This window comes from Nonomuraea sp. NPDC005730, from assembly GCF_040630865.1.
GTDB lineage: Bacteria > Actinomycetota > Actinomycetes > Streptosporangiales > Streptosporangiaceae > Nonomuraea.
In genome coordinates this window covers 85568-103355 of record NZ_JBEXYK010000034.1, presented here as the reverse complement: position 1 = coordinate 103355, position 17788 = coordinate 85568, and the positions used below count along the sequence as shown (strand labels likewise).

Sequence of the window (17788 nt, the reverse complement as noted above, 5' to 3'; positions counted from 1 at the left end):
GGCGCAGGGGCGCGACGCGGGGGGCGCAGCGCGATGGGACGCGGGGGCGCAGGGGCGCGACGCGGGGGGCGCAGCGCGATGGGACGCGGGGGGCGCAGGGGCGCGACGCGGGGGGCGCGGGGGCGCGGCGTGGGGGGCGCGGGGGCGCGGCGTGGGGGGCGTTTGGGTGGGTTATCTCTTGGTTCGAGGGGGTTTGTTTGCTTTCCTCGGGGCGGCGATGTCCGACATATTCGATATCGGTGCGGTTTGTTCTGGATATCCGCACTAGTTCGGAGAATGCGCGAAACTTCGCGGTTACTCGGGATTGAGGAATACGACAATTCCCTCGTTCTCGCCCGCCCGCCGCCAGCCCAGACGCTCGTACAGGCGAATGGCGTCGGGCGCGTTCACGGAGGTCAGCAGCCAGCTCCGGCTTTCGCCGCACAGAAGGCCCAGAATGCGCCCCGCCAGACCCCGGCCGCGGGCGCGCGGAGCGACCGCCAGCTCGTCCACCTGGAGCGCGCCGGCCAGCATCCGGGACACCCCGTCCGGGCCGAGCGCCGCGAGCACCTTGCCGTAGCTGCGGGTCCGCGGCAGCGGGGTCGACGTCGGCCAGGCCGTCCCGAACCCGCACGGACGCGCGCCCTCGACGGCCAGCACCGCGCGGAAACCGGGCCGGGCCGCGTCGGCGGCGAACCGGACGCCGAACTCGGCGACCTCGCCCTCCCCCTCGTTCCACGGCGGCCCGGTGAACACCTCGCGATAGAGGTCGATCAGCTCCGCCCGGCGCGCGAGCGCCTGCTCGCCGGTCAGCAGTTCCAGCCGCATGTCCGTACGTTCCGTCACGCTTCGCCTCACTGTCTAGTCGTAGTACGGCAGTGACGATAGCGGACGTCCGGCCAAACCGGCACCCCCGCGCCCGCGACACCGGACGCCCGGAGCGCATGTTCCCGGCAGCGCCGCATTTTCGGGGCGACAGTGCTAGGGAATGATCGAGTCATAGTAAAGCGACACCACCACTCCTTGTCGCAATAAACCTGGACAAGTCGGCTGTAAGGGCCTGGTAAATCTGGTCAAGCTTTAGCAGCTCATGCCTGTCTTGTCAGAACTCCGAACTCAATGCGCGGGTAAGACTGCTCATGCCGGAGACCGACGGCAGTCGAGAAGTCCCGCGGCGGTTCTGGAAACTTCTGAACGGAAAGCGCGATGAAATCAATGATGAAGAAGCCGACGGCCGTGCTCGCCACGAGCGCGTGCCTGCTGCTGGGTGGCGGCCAGATGCCGGCAGCCCAGGCCAGCACGGCCGGCACGGCGTCGTATCAGAGCCCAGCCGATGAGAAGCCGGTCCTCCGGGGCGGCTGCGGCTGGCGTCACTGCGGTCCTCGCTGGTGGGGCCCGCGTTGGGGCGGCTGGTGGGGCGGCGGTCACCACCACGACCACGACCACGACCACCACCACCGTGTAGGCCCGCGTGGTCCCCAGGGCCCGCGTGGCCCGCAGGGTCCCCCGGCCGTCCACAAGCCGGACCACCACGACCACGACCACGACGACCACGACGACCACGACGACCGTGGCCACGACGACCACAACGAGGACGACGACTGGGGCGAGTGGGGCGAGAACTTCGACGGGTTCTAAATAGCCCTGGGCGAGGTTCCCGCTGACACAGCAACACGCTGAACGGCGGGGTTCCCGGCGACATGCGCACACCGGCCGTCCGGACGAAGACCGGCTCCCGGTCCGGCGACCGGCCACGCGCCCATGTCCCGGCGAACCCCGCCCTGCAGCCCCGCCCCGCACGCCGCCGCCCCGCACGCCCCCGCCTCTGCACGCCCCCGCCTCTGCACGCCCCGGCCCCGCACGTCTCCCCCTGCGGTCCCCTGTCCCCACCAGCACCGCAAGCCCCTCCGGCACCCCCGCCCCCGCGCCTCCCCGTCGACCGCGCCGTACCGCCGGACGGGAAAACGGACGGTAATGCCTTTTCTCACCGGCTGGGCTATGGTCGGCCTTATGACGGGATCGTGCAGAGCGCCACGAGGCCCCATCGCGCTGTGCTGCGTGGTGGGCCTGGTCCTGCTGTCCCTGCTGGTCGCCGGCCCTTCCTACGCCGACGACCAGACTGCCCCGCGCCCCCTGTCCGCCGGTCACGCATGGACCCCGGACAAGGGCGGCGACCGGATGCCGAGCCTGCCGCCCCAGGCGTCCAGCGGCCGTGAGCACCACGTGCTGTCGTTGTGGCCGCCGCTGCGCGGCGCGCGGCACGCCGAGGCCGCCCACCTCCCGCTGCTCCCGGCGCCCGGTTCCGACGCGGCCGCGATCCGCGACCCGCAGCAGGTCGGGCACCGCACGGCGGGCTCGCGCAGCCCGCCGCTGATCTAGCTCCCTCCCTCTTCACGAGTCGCCGCCTCCCGGCCCGCCCAGCGCGCCGCGGGGCCGGTCGTCGCGCCCGGCCTTTCGCACGGCCGGGTCCACGCGTCGCCCGGCCGCCCGCGGGTTCCCGCGCGTTCCCGTACGGCCGGAGGTCGCCGTCGTGGCGTCCCCGCGTGCGGGATGCGCCCCTTTTCTCTCGTCTTTCGCGTACGAGTCCTCCGCGTCAGAGCAAGGAGCCGATCATCGTCATGTCCGACGCCGGATCAGTCCACGAACACTCACCGCGAACGTCCGCGGTGCACCGCGCCCACGTGGTGCTCGACCTGGGCACCTCACGCACCCGTTCGCTGTCCCTGGACGGGTTCGCCATCGCCGACCGTCCCTCGGCGGTCGTCGTCCCGTCGCCGGAGAGCGCGGCCGGGATCCCGGTCCGCCCGATCCGCCGGGGCATGGTCGTCGACCCGGGCGCCTGCCTGCGGCTCGTGCATCTCGTGCTGCAGGACGCCTGGCTGGCCGGCGGCCGGCCGCTGGAACACGTGATGGCCGCGGTGCCCAGGGCCGCGACGGGCAGCGACCGCCAGGCGGTGCGCGCGGCCGTCGCCGAGGCGGCCGGCTGCCAGGTGACGCTGGTCGAGGCGCCGCTGGCCGCCGCCGCGGGCGCCGGTCTGGATGTCGCGGGGCCGGGGCCGTACCTGCTGCTGGACGTGGGGGCGGGCATCGTTGAGGCCGTCGTCGTCAGCGGCGGCGCGGTCAGCGACGCGGCGGCGCTCCAGCTCAGCGCCACGACCAGCACGGGCCTGCTGCCGGACGCGCTGGACGGCGTCGTGGAGATGACCGCGGGCCTGCTGCGCCGCCAGCCGGCCCACCTGCGCCCGGCCGTCCGGGACAACGGCCTGACCGTCACCGGCGGGGGCGCGCTCCAGACGCGGCTGCTGGACCGCCTGCACACCGCCCTTCGCACGCGGATCAACGCCACGGCGGAGCCGCAGCACGCCACCGTCCGCGGCCTGCTGCGCCTGTGCCTGCGCCCCGCGGCGCCCGTCATCGCACTCTGAACCCCCGCAATCCGCGCGGAAAGGAAACCACCATGACCGACCACCTCAGCACCGTGCAGCTCCAGTCCCTGCGCCAGGACATCGACGAGCAGCTGGAGCGGCGCAGCCGCCACCTGCTCGGTCTGCAGGCCGCGGCCCAGGACGGCAACGGCGCGGACGACACCTGGCAGGAGCTGCTGGCCTCCCTCGCCACCGCCGACCGGGCCATCGCCGAGCTCACCCAGGCCCGCGACCGGCTGACGGCCGGCTCGTACGGCCGCTGCTCGCACTGCGAGGCGGGCATCCCGTTCGAACGGCTCAAGATCCGGCCGCTGGCCCGGTTCTGCATCAACTGCCAGCGCCGGTACGAAGCCGCCTGACCTCCCGGGACCGGCCGCCCCTCGCGACGTCGGGCGGCCGGTCCACCGCCGACGGCCGGATGGACAGGAATATGCAGACCGGTCTAGTGTGTATCGCATGGCGGTCAAGGGGGACGAGACGCGGGCGCGCATCATCGCGGCGGCCCGGACGCTGGTGGAGGCCCAGGGCAGCCACGGCACCGGCCTCAACGAGGTGCTGGCGGTGGCCGGCGCGCCGCGCGGGTCGCTCTACCACCACTTCCCCGGCGGCAAGGACCAGCTGGTGGGCGAGGCGCTGGCCGCCGCCGGCCGGGAGGTCGACGCCATGATCGACGATCTGGCCGGCACGCTGCCCGGCGCCCGCGAGCTCGTGCCGGCTGTCCTCGACGTGCTGGCCGACAGGATGGTGGCGGCCGGGTACGCCAAGGGCTGCCCGGTGGCGACCGTGGCTCTGGAGATCGCCTCCTCCAACGAGCAACTGCAGCGCGTCTGCGCCGGCATCTACGAAGGCTGGCAGCGCAGGCTGGCCGACGCCCTGCGCGCCGAGGGGCACGACGCGGCCGACGACCTGGCGGCGACCGTGCTGGCGCTGATCGAGGGCGCGCTGGTGCTGGCCCGCGCGAGCCGTTCCAGGCTGCCGGTCGAACGGGTCCGCCGCCAGGTCGTCAGGCTGCTGGCCTGAACCGGCGGTTCTTCGTACCCACAGAATATGCAGATCGGTCTAGAGAGGAATCGACATGGAAGACGCCGTGGTGTTCGGCGCGACCGGCTTCATCGGCAGATGGACGGTCCTGCACCTGCTGGAACAGGGCCGTGCCGTGACGGCAGTCGTCCGCCGCGCGGACGACGGGCCGGCCCGCTGGCTGCGCGAGCACGGCGTGCCCGCCACGCGGCTCACGGTCGTCGAGGGCGACGTCACGGCCGGGCCCGGCCTCGGACTGGGCGCGGCCGCCGAAGAGGCGGCGGGCGTGCGGGACGTGTTCAACGCCGCCGGCGTCTACCGCTTCGGCATGGGAGACGAGGAGGCCAGGGCGGTCAACGTCGAAGGCGCGCTCAACGTGCTGAACTGGGCCGCCGCCCGTCCCGGGTTGCGCCGGCTGGTGCACGTGTCGGGCTACCGCGTCGGGCTGGACCCGCGGCCGCGCCACCCGCTCCCGGAGGCCGAACTGGCGGCCCTGTACCGGGACAAAGGGGCGTACGAGGGCTCCAAGGCCGAGGGGGACGCCGCCGTACGGGTCGCCGCGGCGCGGCTCGGCGTGCCGCTGACCGTGGTGAACCCGAGCAGCGTCATCGGCCATTCGCTGACCGGCGAGGCCGGCCAGTACCTCGGGCTGGCCTCGCTGGTCCGCGATCTGTGGGCGGGCCGGCTGCCCCTGCTGCCGGGTGGCGCCCGCACGTTCGTCCCGGTGGTGACGGTGGACCATTTCGCCCGGTTCATGGCCGCCGTGCCCGAGCACGACCCCGAGCCCGGCGGCCTGCACTGGGTGCTCGATCCCGCCACGCCCGACCTGCCCGACCTGATCCGGCTGCTCGCGGAGCACCTCGGCGTACGCGCGCCGCGTATACGCGTGCCAGTGGGCGTGATCCGCCGCCTGCCGTCGGTGCTGACCGGCGCCGAGCCCGAGACGCTGGGCTTCCTGACCGAGGACCGGTACGACACGGGCTCGGCCGACCGGGTCGCCGGGTCCGCGGGGCTCCGCCGGCCACCCGCGGGGGAAGCGTTGCGCCGCTGGGCCGACCGGCTGGTCGCCGACCGGTTCGGGGCCGCTCCGGCCGCACGTCCCGGTGGTTTCCACAGCGTGGCGGGCTCGCGTACGTACGTGGTGGGTGAGCGTACGTCGCCGCGGGTGGTCCTGCTGCACGGGCTTCCGCTCGACGGCGACTCCTGGCACGGCGTGCTCGACGAGCTGGACAGCACCCCGCCCCCGGCCCGCCCCGGAACTGGTTCGGACCGGTTTCCTGCGCTCGTCGCCGATCTGCCGGGGCTGGGGCGTTCCTCGTCCGCCGGGGGCGCGGCGTCGGACTGGCTGGCCGAGTTGCTGGGGCCCGTGCGCACCCGTCCGGTGATCGTCGCGCACTCGGCCGCCGCCGCGCCGGCGCTGCGGTACGCCGCCGCCCATCCCGGCCGGATCGCCGCCCTGGTCCTGCTGTCCCCGTACTTCCTCCAGCGCCGGCCGTCCGCGCTCACCCAGCTCCTCGCGGCCCCTCTCCTCGGCAGGATGGGCCCCGACCGGCTCACGGCCACCCTCCTCGGCCCGGCGTCCCCGTCCGAGGAGGCGCGGCGGGCGGTCGCGAGCGCCGCTGCCGGGCTCCGCCGTCCCGGGGTCGCCCGGCGCACCGCCCGCGCGCTGCGCGCCGCGCAGCGCCCCGCCGAACGCGCCGCCCTCCGCACGCTGCTCGGTGGCCCCGTACCTGTGCACCTCGTGGCGGGCGAGCTGGACCCGCTGACCCCCGACGCCGCCCCGGGCACGGTCATCCCGGGGGCCGGGCACCACCCGCACCTCACCCACCCGGCCGCCGTCGCGGAGATCGTGCGGCAGGTCCTTCTCCAGCACGCCGTGGACGATTGCCCTCCGCCGCCCATGACTGAGATCATGACCGGCCCACTTCCTCACCACCCCAGGGAACCATGAGCTCCGTCACCTACACCGAGCCCACCGAGCCCCAACCCGAGATCCCACTCGCCGGCGGCGACGTCACCGAAGGCGTCGTACGCGTCGGCGACACCGTACGCCGCCCCGTGGGGCCCAATTCCCCGCTGGTCCACGCCCTGCTGGGGCACCTGGAGGAGGCCGGGTTCGCGGGCGCGCCGCGTTTCCTCGGCATCGACGCCGCCGGCCGCGAGGTGCTGACCTTCGTCCCCGGTGAGGTCGCCGGACGGCCGCGGCCCGCATGGCTGGCCGAGGAGGAGCGGCTGGCCTCCGTGGGCCGGCTGATCCGGGCCTACCACGAGGCGGTGGCGGGGTTCGTCCCGCCCGACGGCGTGCGGGCGGACTTCGGGTTCACCGAGCCGCCGGGCATGCCGCCCGCGCCGCCGTACCCGCCGGAGCTGGTCGGGCATCTGGACTACACGCCGGACAACATCGTGTTCCGCGACGGCGTGGCGGCCGGGCTGATCGACTTCGACATCGCCAGGCCGGCCACCCGGGTGGAGGAGCTGGTGAGCGCGATGGTGTACTGGGCGCCGCTGGCCGACCCGGCCGACGCCGACCCGCCCCTGCGCGGGCTGGACGTGCCGCGCCGCTGCCGCCTGCTCGCCGACGCGTACGGGATGTCCGGCGTCGACCGGTCGCGCCTGGTCGAGGTGGCCGTGCTGCGTACCCGGCGGTCGTGGTTCTCGATGCGGCAGATCGCCGAGGAGCGCGGCGGCGGCTGGGCCCGGATGTGGGAGGAGGGCGTCGGCGACCTGATCAAGCGGCGCGAGGCGTGGCTGGAGCGCCACGGCCCGGCGATCGAGGCCGCGCTCACCGCCCCCTGACCGCCCCTGCCCCGGAGGCGGCGTCCGCCCTACTGGCCGGGCGGCGGCAGGCGCAGGGCGAGCAGCGCGATGTCGTCGGTACGCGGCGACGGCGCGAGCGCGAGCACCTGCTCGCAGAAGTCCTGGAGCGGGCGCCGGGCCAGCGTCGCGGCGTGCCGGCGCAGCCGGGCCAGGCTGGTGTCCAGGTTGACGCCGGGCACCTCGACCAGCCCGTCGGTGTAGAGCAGCAGCGTGCTGCCCGGCGGCAGCGGCGCCAGGGCGTCGTGGCGGGTCACGTCGTCGAGATGCACGCCCAGCAGCAGCGACTGGCCCTCCTCCAGGTAGCGGGCCTGCCCGTGCGCGGTGACCAGCAGCGGCGGCAGGTGGCCGGCGCTGGTCCAGCGCAGGATCCGCGTGTCCGGGTCGCCCTCCGGCTGGGGAGGCTCGATCCTGGCCAGGATGGCCGAGGCCGTGGGGGCGTCGCTGGCCACGGCCATGACCTTGTTGAGCCGGTCGAGGATCAGGCTGGGCGACTCCTTGTGGTCGCAGGCCAGGGCGCGCAGCATGTTGCGGAGCTGGGCCATCTGCCCGGCGGCCTCCAGGTCGTGGCCGGCGACGTCGCCGATGGCCAGCGCGGTGACGCCGTCGGGGAGCACGAACGCGTCGTACCAGTCGCCGCCCACCTGGGAGCCGGCCGGGGCGGCCAGGTAGCGGGCGGCGAGCTGCAGGTGATCGACCTGGGGCAGCGCGGTCAGCAGGTGGCGCTGCATGGTGTCGACGATGTCGCGCTGCTGGCCGAAAAGGCAGGCGTTGTCGGCGGCCAGGGCCGCGGTGCGGGCGATGTCGGCCACCAGCTCCACGTCGGCCTCCGTGTACGGCCGCGCCGGGTCGGTGCGCGCCACCGTCAGAGCGCCCAGCACGCGGCGCGGCGTACGCAGCGGCGCCACGATCGCCGACGAGCCGCCCAGCACGTTGAACAGGGAGTCGTGCGCGGCGGCCAGCGGCCCGTCGGGCGGCGCGGCGATCTGCTCGGGGCCCAGCAGCAGGGCCTGCTCCCCGCGCAGCACCCGGACCAGCGCCGACCGCGAGGGGCCCTTCGGCAACGACGGCAGCTCGGCGAACCACGAGGGGTCCACCGGCGCGGCCCCGGTGCTGGCCATGGCCAGTCGGCGCAGCTCGCGCGGCCCGAGGAACATGTCCACCGCCGCCCAGTCGGCCAGGCGCGGCACCAGCAGCCGGCCGAGCCGCGTCATCGCCTCGCGCACGTCCAGCGTCTGGGTGAGGACGGTGCTGATCTCGGTCAGCAGGCGGAACTGCTCGGTCAGCTTCTGGGCGCGGACGAGCTCTTCGGCCTGCCGGCCGGCCGCGTCGAGGCGTTCGACGACGTCGATGAAGATCACGACGACGCCGGCCGGCTCGCCGTCGTGGTGGATGGGCGAGGCCAGCCAGGCGACCGGGAGCAGCCGGCCGCCGGCGGTGGCGAAGGTGGCGAACTCGCTGCGTACGGACCGGTCCTGCCGGCACACCGTGACCAGCTCGCAGGCGGAGCGGGGCGGGAGGCTGCCGTCGAGGCGGCGGTGCAGCGTCTGGTGCGCGTCGGCGCCGCGCAGCTCGTCGGCGGGAAAGCCGAGCAGGGCCACCGCCCCGGGGTTGACCCACGTGATGCGGCCGGCGAGATCGGTGAGGTAGATGCCCATGCCCGTGCCGTCGAAGGCCGCCCGCAGCAGCCACTCCGCCGGCTGGGCGCCGGAACCGGAGCCGTCCGGCCGGTGTCCGGCGTCACCCCGATCAGCCATCATCACACTACGTTATCGGATGATTACTGACATGCCGACTTCGTGTACCCGGGAACGTGCCGGGCCGGGACCAGCCGGGCTAGGACCAGGGGAAGGCGCCGCCGGCCATGGTGCTGCTGAGGCGGCGATCGGCGGCGCCGGGGGTTTCCGAGGGCACCAGCATGCGCAGCCGCAGCCGCGAGCCGAGGCCGGTCTCCTCCAGCGCGACCGAGTCGCACAGTTGCTGGATCACCCACAGGCCGAAGCCGTGGGACGCGGTCGGGTCGACGCCGGCGGCGTCGAGATGGTCGGGGGTCAGGCGGCCCGCGGTGTCCAGGATCTCCACGCAGACGCCGATCGGGTCCCGGGTCGCGGTGACCAGGCCGGCCGAGCCGCCATGGTCGAGGACATTGGTGACGGCCTCGTTCACCGCGAGCACCAGGTCCTCCAGCCGCTCGCCGGACAGTCCGCTGTGGTGGCCGTGGATGCGCACCAGGTCGCGGATGAACGCCAGATCGGCGCTGATGGGACAGCGCAGCTCGAACTCCACAAGCATGATCGTCTCGTCTATCGGACGTCGGGAAGGGTACGCCGGCCCCCTTCAGCTTTCCCGTCGAGCGATCGTCAAACGCGCCGACCGCTCATGGACCGGCTCCCGGACGGCTCACGGGATGACGGCCTGGGCGAGGGCCATGCCGCACCAGGCCGCTCCGAGGCCGGCCGCGATGCTGGCCGCGGCGTTGAGCGCGGCGTAGGTGCGGGCGCCGTTCTGCAGCAGCCGCAGGGTCTCGTACCCGAAGGTGGAGTACGTGGTCAGCGCCCCGCACAGGCCCGTGCCCAGGAGGGCCTGCGCCGCGCCGGTGGCGGGCAGCGCCAGCAGGAAGCCGAGCAGCGCGGACCCGGCCACGTTCACGGTGAAGGTGCCCCACGGGAACAGGCTGTCGTGCCGGGCCTGGACGGCGCGGTCGATCAGGTAACGGGCGGGCGCACCCACGGCGGCCCCCAGCACCACCAGCAGCAGCGTCGTCACGGACGCCGCCCACCGCGCGGAGCCCGGACGGCCTGGTCGGGGGCGGTCTCGGCGGGGGCGGTCTCGGCGGGGGCGGTCTCGGCAGGAATGGTCTCGGCGGCAGTGGCGAACCGGCCGAACAGCCCCCGGCCGAGCACCTGGCCCAGGAAGACCGCGGCCAGCGCCGTGACCAGCGTGACCGCCAGGTAGGCGAGGGCCGTGCGCGGCTCGCCCGCGGCCAGCGCCCCGTGGGCGTCGGCGATGGAGGTGGAGAACGTGGTGAACCCGCCCAGCACCCCCACCCCCAGGAACGGCCGGGTCAGCGGATGGGCCCGCCAGACCTCGGTGATGGCCACCATCAGCAGCCCGATCAGCAGGCAGCCGGTGACGTTGACGGCCAGCGTCGGCCAGGCGAACCCGCCGGGCGGCACCGGGAAGGCGGTCAGGACGGCGTAGCGGGCGAGCGCGCCCAGCACGCCGCCGGCCGCGATGACGGCCGGCGTGGCGACCGGGGCACGGGCCAGCTCGCCGCGCTGGGCGGGCACATGGAGGTCGACGTCGGGATCGACCGCGGCCCGCGGATCGACCCGCGCACCCCCGACGCCGTCGGCACCCCCGGCGACGTGCGCGCCACCGACCTCCACGCCTTCGACGGCACGCCCGGATCCGGCCTCCGAGCCTTCGACGGCGGCGTGCGCACGGCCGGGTTCGGGTTCGGGGGGACGAGCTTGGGTCATGAGGCATCTCCTACCAGCACATGAGCGTGGCACATCTCTGGCAGGGACCGTTGGCGGCGACACCGCGGTTACCCCCGGACGGGCGGGAGGCGGCGGGCCCCACCGCCGCGGCTCCCGGCACGGGAAGCCGCCCCCATCATACCGGCGACCACCTCGCCCCCACCTCCGAGAAGTCTCCCCCGCAGGAAACGGCCCCCGGCGTCAACCGCTGAGCGACAACCAGATGCGGTCGGGCAGGACGCGGGCCGCCTCGTCCAGGTCGATGTCCGGCGCGCCCGCCAGCCACCGCCTGCTCACCTCGGCCACCGGCCCGATCAGCAGCATCTCCACCTGCGCCGCCGGCAGCCGCGCGACCGCCCCCTCCGCCATGCGCGCGCCGATCCAGGCGTTCAGCCCGGCCAGCCGGGACGCCTTGGCCGCGGCGATGCGCTCGGCGTACGGGCCGAGGTCCAGCGCGTACGGCGCCGCGTGGATGAAGCGGGCCTTGTCCGGGTGCGAAGCGGTGAAGCCGAGGTAGGCCGTCACGGCGCGGCGCACGCCGTCACGGGCGTCGGCGGTCTCCTCGGTGACGGCGAGCAGCGTGTCGAGCAGCTCGTCCATGCACCGGCTGTACAGCGCGGCGGCCAGCCCTTCCAGGCTGCCGAAGTGGTGGTAGACGCTGCCCATGCTGACGCCGCTGCGCGTGGTCACCGCCCGGAGGGTGAAGTCGGCAGGGTAGACCTCCAGGGCGGTGTCCAGGAGCCTGCGCACGGTCTCCTCGCTGCGCCGGTGCCGGGTCACCGCACCGCGGCCAGCGCCTCGGCCTCGTCCCAGACGTGCCGGGCCAGGTCGGCGTCCAGCGCCGGGCCCTGCAACGGGACCTGGCGGTCCTGGTCGAAGTACCGGCCGGTGCCGGGAGCCCCGGCCAGGGAGACGACGTGCCGCGCGCCTTCCTCGGGCGCGGCCCAGCTGCGCTTGGCGGCCTTGAGCAGCCAGCCGAGCGGGCCGCGGCGGTCGCCGAGCCCGGTGCGGATGACACCGGGGTGCACGGCGTCGATCGTGATCCCGGCCGTCCGCCAGCGTTCGGCGAACAGGGGCACGGTGAGCAGGTTGCACAGCTTGGTGTCGGCGTACGTGCGCATCGGCGAGAAGGCGGCGCCCACGGCCGTGCGTCCGGGTTCGGCCCGGCCCTTGGCGTACAGGCCGGCGGTGACCTGCACCACGCGTCCGAGCCGGTCCTCCAGCAGGTGGTTGAGCAGGAACGGCGCCAGGTGGTTGACCGCGAACGACTCCTCCAGCCCGTCCTCGGTCAGGACGCGGCGGGCGGGCCACAGGCCGGCGTTGTGCACGAGCACGTCGATGCGCGGGCAGCGGTCCCGCAGGTCGCCGGCCAGCCGCCGGACCGACTCGGCCGTGGTGAGGTCGCCCGTCACGGCCTGGACGTCGCCCCCGATCCGCGCGGCGGCCTGCCGGCCCTGCTCCGCGTCGCGCGCGACCAGCAGCACCTGGTGCCCTTCGCCGGCCAGCCGTTCGCACACCGCGTATCCGATGCCCCGGTTGCCGCCGGTCACCACCATGATGGACATGTCAGAGCATTTTTCTAGAGAAATGATCTAATTTCAAGAAGATGGCCGGTCCGGCTTGACCTGGAGTTCGCTCCAGCACCCAGACTCCCGTTCCGGGGCCTCGTACAGAACGTGACGAACTGGGGAGACAGCATGAAGTACCGGACGATCGGCACGAACCCGGACACCCGCCGTGAGGTGAGCGCACTCGCCCTCGGGGCGATGTTGTTCGGCTCGGTGACCGACGAGAAGACGTCGTTCGCCATCCTCGACCGCTACGCCGAGGCCGGAGGGACGTTCATCGACACGTCCGACAACTACGCCTTCTGGGTGGACGGTGGCCAGGGCGGGCAGAGCGAGGAGCTGCTCGGCCGCTGGCGGCGCAGCAGCGGCGCCGGGGACGAGATCGTGATCGCCACCAAGCTGGGCGCGCGGCCGCTCGCGCCGGGCACCAGCTACGTCGACAACGCCGAGGGCCTGTCCGCCAAGATCATCAGGGAGTCGGCCGAGCGCAGCCGCGAACGCCTCGGCGTGGACCGCATCGACCTGCTCTACGCCCACATCGAGGACCGCACGGTGGAGGTGGCCGAGACCGTCGAGGGCTTCGGCGCCCTGGTGGCCGAGGGCACGGTCGGCCTGCTCGGGGCGAGCAACCACGCGATCTGGCGGGTGGAGCGGGCCCGCGCCCTGGCCGCCGCCGCGGGGGTGGCCGGGTACGAGGTGCTGCAGTACCAGCACAGCCTGCTGCGCCCGCGCTTCGACGTGCCGGAGTCGATCTTCCAGGACGGCAGCCTCGGCCACGCCGGGGCCGAGCTGCTGAGCTACCTGCGCGCCGAGCCCGACCTCACCCTGGTCGCCTACTCGCCGCTGCTCGGCGGGGCCTACACCCGGCAGGACAAGCAGGTGCCGCCGGACTACGACCACCCCGGCACCCCGGCCCGCCTGGCGGTGCTGCGCGAGGTCGCGAAGGAGTGCGGGGCGAGCATGAACCAGGTGGTGCTGGCCTGGCAGATCGGCTCGGCGTTCCCGGTGATCCCGCTGGTCGGGGCGTCGTCGGTGGCCCAGCTGGAGGAGAGCCTGGCCGCCGTGGACCTGGAGCTGACCGACGACCAGCGCGCCCGCCTGGACGCCGCCCACTGAGACCGCCCGCCGCCGGCAAGCGACGCCGCGCCTGGGCCCGGTTCGCGCGGGTAAGGATGGGGCTCATGTTCATCAAAGCGTGTCTGAACGGGAGCCGGGCGGCGGGCGAGCACCCCCGGCTGCCCCTGACGCCCGCCGAGCTGGCCGCCGACGCCGTGGCCGTGCGGCGGGCGGGGGCGGGGGCGGTGCACGTCCATCCGCGTGACGCGGCGGGGCGCGAGTCGCTGGCCGCCGCCGACGTCGGGGCGGCGACGTCGGCCGTCAGGGCGGCGGCGCCGGGGCTGCCCGTGGGCGTGTCCACCGGCCTGTGGATCATGGGCGGCGACGCCTCGGCCCGCCTGGACGCGGTGACCGCCTGGGCGGAACTGCCCGCCGGCGCCCGTCCGGACTTCGCCTCGGTGAACCTGTCGGAGCCGGGCTTCGGCGAGCTGGCGCGGATGTTGCTGGCGGCGGGGATCGGGGTCGAGGCGGGGGTGTGGACACCGGCCGACGCCGCGACGCTGACCGCCTCGGGGCTGGCCGGACGGATGACGCGCATCCTCGTCGAGGTGATCGACGCGCCGTCCGAGGAGGCGGTCCCCCGGGCGGCGGCCGTTCTCGACCGCCTGGACGGGTCGCCCGCCCCCCGCCTGCTGCACGGTGAGGGGCCGGCGACGTGGCCGCTCGTGGCGGAGGCCGTACGGCGGGGCCTGGCCACCCGGATCGGCCTGGAGGACACGCTGCTCGATCCGGACGGCGGCCCGGCCGAGGACAACGCCGCGCTCGTCCGCCATGCCCTGGCCATCGCCCGCCCCGGCGGGGAGAGAGCAGAGCGCGCCGGGTGGTAGGGGTAGCCCCCGTATGAGGGTGGGTGGTGCCGTGACTGTGACAGAGCCGTCAATTCGCCAGAGTCGGGACATAGCTTGATCGACGCTACAAGGAGTCCCGATGCCTTCCTCCGCCGCCCGGCGCGCACTCGCCCTGCTCGTGATCGTCCCGCTGGCGCTCGCACCGATGGCTCCGGCGTTCGCCGCCGACCGGGCGCCGTCGTTGCAGTCGCGGCTGGACGCCCTCACCGCCTCCCCCGACGTGCCCGGCGCCGTGGCCTACATCCGCCACCCGGACGGCAGGACCACGACGGTCGTGTCCGGCACCGCGCGGCGCGGCACGAAGCAGCCCATGCCCGGCGCCGACGGCCGGTTCAGGATCGCCAGCGTGAGCAAGTCCATCATCGCGGCCACCGTGCTGAAGCTGGCCGACCAGGGCAAGGTGAACCTGGACGAGCCGGTCGAGACGTACCTGCCGGGGGTCATCCGCGGCAAGGGCGTCGACGGGCGGGACATCACCGTGAAGATGCTCCTGCAGCAGACCAGCGGCCTGCCGGACTTCACCCCCGCCGCCGACTGGTCGAAGATCGGCAAGCAGGACCTGCTCGAACTGGCCCTCTCCCTCGAACCGACGCCCCGCGGCCGGTTCGCCTACTCCAACACCAACTACATGGTCCTCGGCCTGGTCGCGCAGGCGGTGACCGGGCGCGACTTCCGCGTGGTCAGCCGCGACCTGGTGCTGAAGCCGCTGGGCATGCGGGACACGTACTGGCCGGCCAAGGGCGAGACCGGCATCCGCGGCCCGCACGCGCACACCTACGGCGTGCACCCGCTGCGCCCCAAGGACGGCGTCGTCGACCTGACCCGGCTGCCCGGCCACGCGTTCGGCGCCAGTGGCGGGCTGGTCTCGACGCCGCGCGACCTGAACACGTTCTGGCGGGCGCAGTCCGTCAGGTCCGGTTCGTACGTCGACGTCGACCGGCCCGGCTGGCCCAAGGGCGCCCGCTACGGCTACGGCGTCATGGAGATCCCGCTGAGCTGCGGCGGGAAGTTGTGGGGGCACGGCGGCGACGTCCCTGGCGTGTCCACCTTCAGCGGCCGCGACCGCGCGGGCCGCACGGTCACCGTGTACACCACGGGCTCGGCCAACGGCGGCAAGGCCCGCGACCTCCTGATCGCCGCCTTCGACACCGCCCTGTGCACCCGCTGACCGGAGTTCCGGCGGCCCCGCGCGCCCGCTAGGCGGACCGCCGGCTCAGCACGGGGTCGGCGACCAGCCGGGCCACCTGGCACAACGTCCGGCCGTGCTCCCGGAACAGCTCGGAGATCGGCACCCAGCCCTCTTCGAGCAGGAACTCCGGCCACGCCAGGATGACGTCGGCGGGCACCAGCGGCCGCATCCGGGGGAAACGCGAGTGCCAGAACGCGCCGTCGACCACCCGGCCCCTGACCCGGGTGGCGATCCCCCGGCCGCGGGCCAGCGCCTCCAGCACGGCCATGCGCTGGCTGCACGAGCCCCGGCCGCGGGCGACGGTCACGGAGACCGGCTGCTCGTCGTTCATCGCGTACACCGGGCGGATGGTCCGGCTGACCAGGGTGTGCGCGGCGCGTACCAGGGCACGCGGCGGCGTCCCCGCGCCGGGGAGTCGCGCGGCCAGGGCGGTGACACGGGGGTGAGGCCAGTCGAGGATGGCCGTGGCGGCGGTGCCGGGCCCTGATGATCCGCCTTCGCTCATGCCCGCCACGGTAACCCGCCCCTTTCGGGGACGTGCCGCCGCCCCCGTCGCGGGCCGGGGTCAGCGGTTCATGTCGCGGCGCAGGGCCGGAAGGCGGGGCTCCTCGTCGGTCCAGGCGGCCGTCCTGATCGCCTCGTACGAGCGGTCCTGGCCGACCGTCGACTCCAGGGCCAGCGGCAGGCCGGTGGCGGTGTCCACGACGAACCGGTACCGCTCACCCGGCCCGCCCGGCCGGCTGACCGCCTGTCCCTTGCGGCCGAGCGGGTCGGTGGCCTCGCTCTCCGCGCTCGCCCCCGGGAGCGCGGCCAGCATCCGGTACGTCGCCGCCCGCACCTCAGGCGAGGTCGGGAAGTTCATGACGAGCCGCACGCCGGTCTCGAAGAGCTGGGCGTTCATGTCCACCCGCTCCTTGCCGTACCCCTTGGACACGACGCGTTCGAGGGTGTCGCGCAGCCCTTCCGGGGTGGTCGGCAGGGCGTTCAGGGTGGCGGGCGTCATGGGCGTGCCCAGCAGGGTGAGGGTCTTGCCGCTGTCGTCGCGGACGGCGTCGCGCTCGCCGGGGCCGGCCTGCAGCTTCACCGGGGGCGTCCCCCCGCTCAGGGTCCAGGTCCGGGGGGAGCCGGCGGCGCGCCAGGCCGTCTCGTCCTCGGGCGTCGCCGGCTCGGCGCCGAGGTCCTGGCGGATCACCCAGGTGGGGCGGTCGGCCGCCTTGGGGAGCCAGAGCTCGACCGAGCGGCTGGTCCTGAGGGTGTAGTGGCCGCCGGGCGCGCGTTCGTACCGGCCGACGACGCCGTCGCGCATCCAGTACGCGCCGTCGCCCGCGGCGGGGGTGACCGAGTCGGCGGCGGCCAGCAGGATCTCACCGGCCGAGAGCCGGGCGGGCGCCGCGGATGCCGAGGGTGCCGACGGCGTCGAGGGTGCGGTGAGGAAGGTGGCGGCCACGGTGACGGCGGCCGCCCCGGCCAGGCTCGCCCCCACGAGCGGCCAGCGCCGCCGGCGCCCCCGGCTCCTTCCGCCGTCCGGCAGCGCCCGCAGCGCCGGCCGCCGCTGCTCCCGGCGGACGCCGGCGTCCAAGGGGGAGGCGTAGGCGTCGGCGAGGCGGGCGCGGCCGTCGGCCAGCACCTCGGGGGTGGGGGGCGGGGCCGCGTAAAGGTCGCGGATCAGGGTCAGGTCCTGGTTCAGGTCATCCACGGGAGTCTCCAAGCAAGGGGTTGACGCCGCCCAGGGCGGCGCGAAGCTTCCTTCTGATGCGGTTCAGCCGGGAACCGACCGTTCCTGCGGGGATGTCGAGGGCCTGGCCGATCTCCTGATAGCTCAGGTCGGCCAGCGCCAGGAGCAGCAGGACGTCGCGGTCGGCGTCCGGCATCGCCTGCAGCGCCGCCACCAGGTCGTCCTTGACGCCCGCCGCCGCCAGCCGTCCGGCGACCAGGTCCTCGTGCCCGTCCTCGGCCTGTTCGCCGGTGAGCGTCCCTTCCGGCGCCCGTTGCATCGCCTGCAACCGGCGCAGCTCGCTCCGGCGGTGCTGGGCGACGACGTTGGTGGCGATGCCGTACAGCCAGCCGCGGACCACGCCGCGGCCGGAGTCGAAGCCGGCCCGGCCGTGGAAGGCGGCCAGGAAGATCTCCGCGGTGAGGTCGTCGGCGGCCTGGGTGCCGAGGCGGCCGGCGACGTACCGGTGGATCTCGGAAAAGTAGCGGTCGTAGAGCACCCCGAACCTCTCGGGGAGGCGCAGGGACTCGGCGATCGCCTGCTCGTCCTCGACCGTCATGGTTTGTGTCACACCCCTACTTGGCGGAAGCGCCCGTCCTTCTTCACGCCCTCTCAGCCCGTGAAGAGGGGGCG

20 protein-coding genes are annotated in these 17788 nt (G+C 74.4%); 10 read left to right on the top strand and 10 right to left on the bottom strand.

The window, feature by feature from the left end; all coding sequences use genetic code 11:
• Nucleotides 1-294 precede the first annotated feature (294 nt).
• A complete protein-coding gene (locus tag ABZ444_RS31345) occupies nt 295-825 on the bottom strand; it encodes a GNAT family N-acetyltransferase (protein WP_358004564.1) in 531 nt (176 codons plus the stop codon).
• 360 nt (nt 826-1185) lie between these two features.
• On the opposite strand from ABZ444_RS31345, the gene ABZ444_RS31340 reads away from it, so the two are divergent.
• The 7 genes from ABZ444_RS31340 to ABZ444_RS31310 all read left to right on the top strand — a co-directional run bounded on the left by ABZ444_RS31340 (nt 1186) and on the right by ABZ444_RS31310 (nt 7220).
• A complete protein-coding gene (locus ABZ444_RS31340) occupies nt 1186-1617 on the top strand; it encodes a hypothetical protein (protein WP_358004561.1) in 432 nt (143 codons plus the stop codon).
• Nucleotides 1618-1989: 372 nt separating this feature from the next.
• Complete coding sequence (locus ABZ444_RS31335; protein WP_358004558.1) at nt 1990-2358, top strand: hypothetical protein; 369 nt, start codon at nt 1990-1992, stop codon at nt 2356-2358.
• A 239-nt stretch (nt 2359-2597) separates the two neighbouring features.
• Nucleotides 2598-3404, top strand: a complete 807-nt coding sequence (locus ABZ444_RS31330) for a rod shape-determining protein (RefSeq protein WP_358004555.1) — start codon at nt 2598-2600, stop codon at nt 3402-3404.
• 32 nt (nt 3405-3436) lie between these two features.
• A complete protein-coding gene (locus tag ABZ444_RS31325; RefSeq protein WP_357972142.1) occupies nt 3437-3763 on the top strand; it encodes a TraR/DksA C4-type zinc finger protein in 327 nt (108 codons plus the stop codon).
• A gap of 97 nt (nt 3764-3860) precedes the next feature.
• Nucleotides 3861-4424 carry a TetR/AcrR family transcriptional regulator gene (locus tag ABZ444_RS31320; protein ID WP_358004552.1) on the top strand — a complete coding sequence of 188 codons (564 nt, stop codon included), beginning with the start codon at nt 3861-3863 and terminating at the stop codon, nt 4422-4424.
• A gap of 55 nt (nt 4425-4479) precedes the next feature.
• Entirely contained in the window at nt 4480-6375 is a 1896-nt protein-coding gene (locus ABZ444_RS31315) for an alpha/beta fold hydrolase (protein ID WP_358004549.1), read from the top strand.
• A complete protein-coding gene (locus tag ABZ444_RS31310) occupies nt 6372-7220 on the top strand; it encodes a phosphotransferase (RefSeq protein ID WP_358004547.1) in 849 nt (282 codons plus the stop codon). Before ABZ444_RS31315 ends, ABZ444_RS31310 begins: the two co-directional genes overlap by 4 nt.
• A gap of 29 nt (nt 7221-7249) precedes the next feature.
• On the opposite strand, the gene ABZ444_RS31305 is transcribed toward ABZ444_RS31310, so the two are convergent.
• The 6 genes from ABZ444_RS31305 to ABZ444_RS31280 form a co-directional block, all read right to left on the bottom strand.
• Nucleotides 7250-8998 carry a SpoIIE family protein phosphatase gene (locus tag ABZ444_RS31305; protein WP_358004544.1) on the bottom strand — a complete coding sequence of 583 codons (1749 nt, stop codon included), beginning with the start codon at nt 8996-8998 and terminating at the stop codon, nt 7250-7252.
• 76 nt (nt 8999-9074) lie between these two features.
• Nucleotides 9075-9530, bottom strand: a complete 456-nt coding sequence (locus tag ABZ444_RS31300; protein ID WP_358004541.1) for an ATP-binding protein — start codon at nt 9528-9530, stop codon at nt 9075-9077.
• Nucleotides 9531-9638: 108 nt separating this feature from the next.
• On the bottom strand, nt 9639-10004 hold the full coding sequence (gene crcB / locus ABZ444_RS31295) for a fluoride efflux transporter CrcB (protein ID WP_358004538.1): 366 nt from the start codon (nt 10002-10004) through the stop codon (nt 9639-9641).
• Nucleotides 10001-10720 (bottom strand): CrcB family protein, encoded by a 720-nt coding sequence (locus tag ABZ444_RS31290; protein WP_358004535.1) that lies wholly within the window; start codon nt 10718-10720, stop codon nt 10001-10003. The genes crcB and ABZ444_RS31290 overlap by 4 nt, the downstream gene beginning before the upstream one ends.
• 201 nt (nt 10721-10921) lie before the next feature.
• Nucleotides 10922-11470, bottom strand: a complete 549-nt coding sequence (locus ABZ444_RS31285; RefSeq protein WP_358004532.1) for a TetR/AcrR family transcriptional regulator — start codon at nt 11468-11470, stop codon at nt 10922-10924.
• 26 nt (nt 11471-11496) lie between these two features.
• Entirely contained in the window at nt 11497-12285 is a 789-nt protein-coding gene (locus tag ABZ444_RS31280) for an SDR family NAD(P)-dependent oxidoreductase (RefSeq protein ID WP_358004529.1), read from the bottom strand.
• Between the two features lie 132 nt (nt 12286-12417).
• On the opposite strand from ABZ444_RS31280, the gene ABZ444_RS31275 reads away from it, so the two are divergent.
• From ABZ444_RS31275 to ABZ444_RS31265, 3 genes are all read left to right on the top strand, one after another.
• Nucleotides 12418-13404: an aldo/keto reductase gene (locus tag ABZ444_RS31275; protein WP_358004525.1), complete on the top strand. Its 987-nt coding sequence runs from the start codon at nt 12418-12420 to the stop codon at nt 13402-13404.
• A 65-nt stretch (nt 13405-13469) separates the two neighbouring features.
• Nucleotides 13470-14231: a 3-keto-5-aminohexanoate cleavage protein gene (locus ABZ444_RS31270; protein ID WP_358004522.1), complete on the top strand. Its 762-nt coding sequence runs from the start codon at nt 13470-13472 to the stop codon at nt 14229-14231.
• 100 nt (nt 14232-14331) lie between these two features.
• A complete protein-coding gene (locus tag ABZ444_RS31265; protein WP_358004519.1) occupies nt 14332-15420 on the top strand; it encodes a serine hydrolase domain-containing protein in 1089 nt (362 codons plus the stop codon).
• 28 nt (nt 15421-15448) lie between these two features.
• Here ABZ444_RS31265 and ABZ444_RS31260 read toward each other — a convergent pair whose 3' ends face one another.
• Genes ABZ444_RS31260 through ABZ444_RS31250 form a run of 3 tightly spaced genes read right to left on the bottom strand, consistent with a single transcriptional unit; the run spans nt 15449 to nt 17726 of the window.
• Nucleotides 15449-15946, bottom strand: a complete 498-nt coding sequence (locus ABZ444_RS31260; protein WP_358004517.1) for a transglutaminase-like domain-containing protein — start codon at nt 15944-15946, stop codon at nt 15449-15451.
• A gap of 60 nt (nt 15947-16006) precedes the next feature.
• Nucleotides 16007-17137 carry a CU044_5270 family protein gene (locus ABZ444_RS31255; RefSeq protein ID WP_358004515.1) on the bottom strand — a complete coding sequence of 377 codons (1131 nt, stop codon included), beginning with the start codon at nt 17135-17137 and terminating at the stop codon, nt 16007-16009.
• Nucleotides 17130-17726 (bottom strand): RNA polymerase sigma factor, encoded by a 597-nt coding sequence (locus tag ABZ444_RS31250; protein WP_358004513.1) that lies wholly within the window; start codon nt 17724-17726, stop codon nt 17130-17132. Before ABZ444_RS31250 ends, ABZ444_RS31255 begins: the two co-directional genes overlap by 8 nt.
• Between the last annotated feature and the right edge of the window lie 62 nt (nt 17727-17788).

What these genes read in the sequence shown, in the direction of transcription:
- ABZ444_RS31280 (WP_358004529.1), bottom strand. Translation starts at nt 12,285, where the DNA reads ATGTCCATCATGGTGGTGACCGGCGGCAACCGGGGCATCGGATACGCG.
- ABZ444_RS31315 (WP_358004549.1), top strand. Translation starts at nt 4,480, where the DNA reads ATGGAAGACGCCGTGGTGTTCGGCGCGACCGGCTTCATCGGCAGATGG.
- ABZ444_RS31290 (WP_358004535.1), bottom strand. Translation starts at nt 10,720, where the DNA reads ATGACCCAAGCTCGTCCCCCCGAACCCGAACCCGGCCGTGCGCACGCC.
- ABZ444_RS31275 (WP_358004525.1), top strand. Translation starts at nt 12,418, where the DNA reads ATGAAGTACCGGACGATCGGCACGAACCCGGACACCCGCCGTGAGGTG.
- ABZ444_RS31305 (WP_358004544.1), bottom strand. Translation starts at nt 8,998, where the DNA reads ATGATGGCTGATCGGGGTGACGCCGGACACCGGCCGGACGGCTCCGGT.
- ABZ444_RS31260 (WP_358004517.1), bottom strand. Translation starts at nt 15,946, where the DNA reads ATGAGCGAAGGCGGATCATCAGGGCCCGGCACCGCCGCCACGGCCATC.
- ABZ444_RS31300 (WP_358004541.1), bottom strand. Translation starts at nt 9,530, where the DNA reads ATGCTTGTGGAGTTCGAGCTGCGCTGTCCCATCAGCGCCGATCTGGCG.
- ABZ444_RS31320 (WP_358004552.1), top strand. Translation starts at nt 3,861, where the DNA reads ATGGCGGTCAAGGGGGACGAGACGCGGGCGCGCATCATCGCGGCGGCC.
- ABZ444_RS31265 (WP_358004519.1), top strand. Translation starts at nt 14,332, where the DNA reads ATGCCTTCCTCCGCCGCCCGGCGCGCACTCGCCCTGCTCGTGATCGTC.
- ABZ444_RS31325 (WP_357972142.1), top strand. Translation starts at nt 3,437, where the DNA reads ATGACCGACCACCTCAGCACCGTGCAGCTCCAGTCCCTGCGCCAGGAC.
- ABZ444_RS31330 (WP_358004555.1), top strand. Translation starts at nt 2,598, where the DNA reads ATGTCCGACGCCGGATCAGTCCACGAACACTCACCGCGAACGTCCGCG.
- ABZ444_RS31310 (WP_358004547.1), top strand. Translation starts at nt 6,372, where the DNA reads ATGAGCTCCGTCACCTACACCGAGCCCACCGAGCCCCAACCCGAGATC.
- ABZ444_RS31335 (WP_358004558.1), top strand. Translation starts at nt 1,990, where the DNA reads ATGACGGGATCGTGCAGAGCGCCACGAGGCCCCATCGCGCTGTGCTGC.
- ABZ444_RS31270 (WP_358004522.1), top strand. Translation starts at nt 13,470, where the DNA reads ATGTTCATCAAAGCGTGTCTGAACGGGAGCCGGGCGGCGGGCGAGCAC.
- ABZ444_RS31340 (WP_358004561.1), top strand. Translation starts at nt 1,186, where the DNA reads ATGAAATCAATGATGAAGAAGCCGACGGCCGTGCTCGCCACGAGCGCG.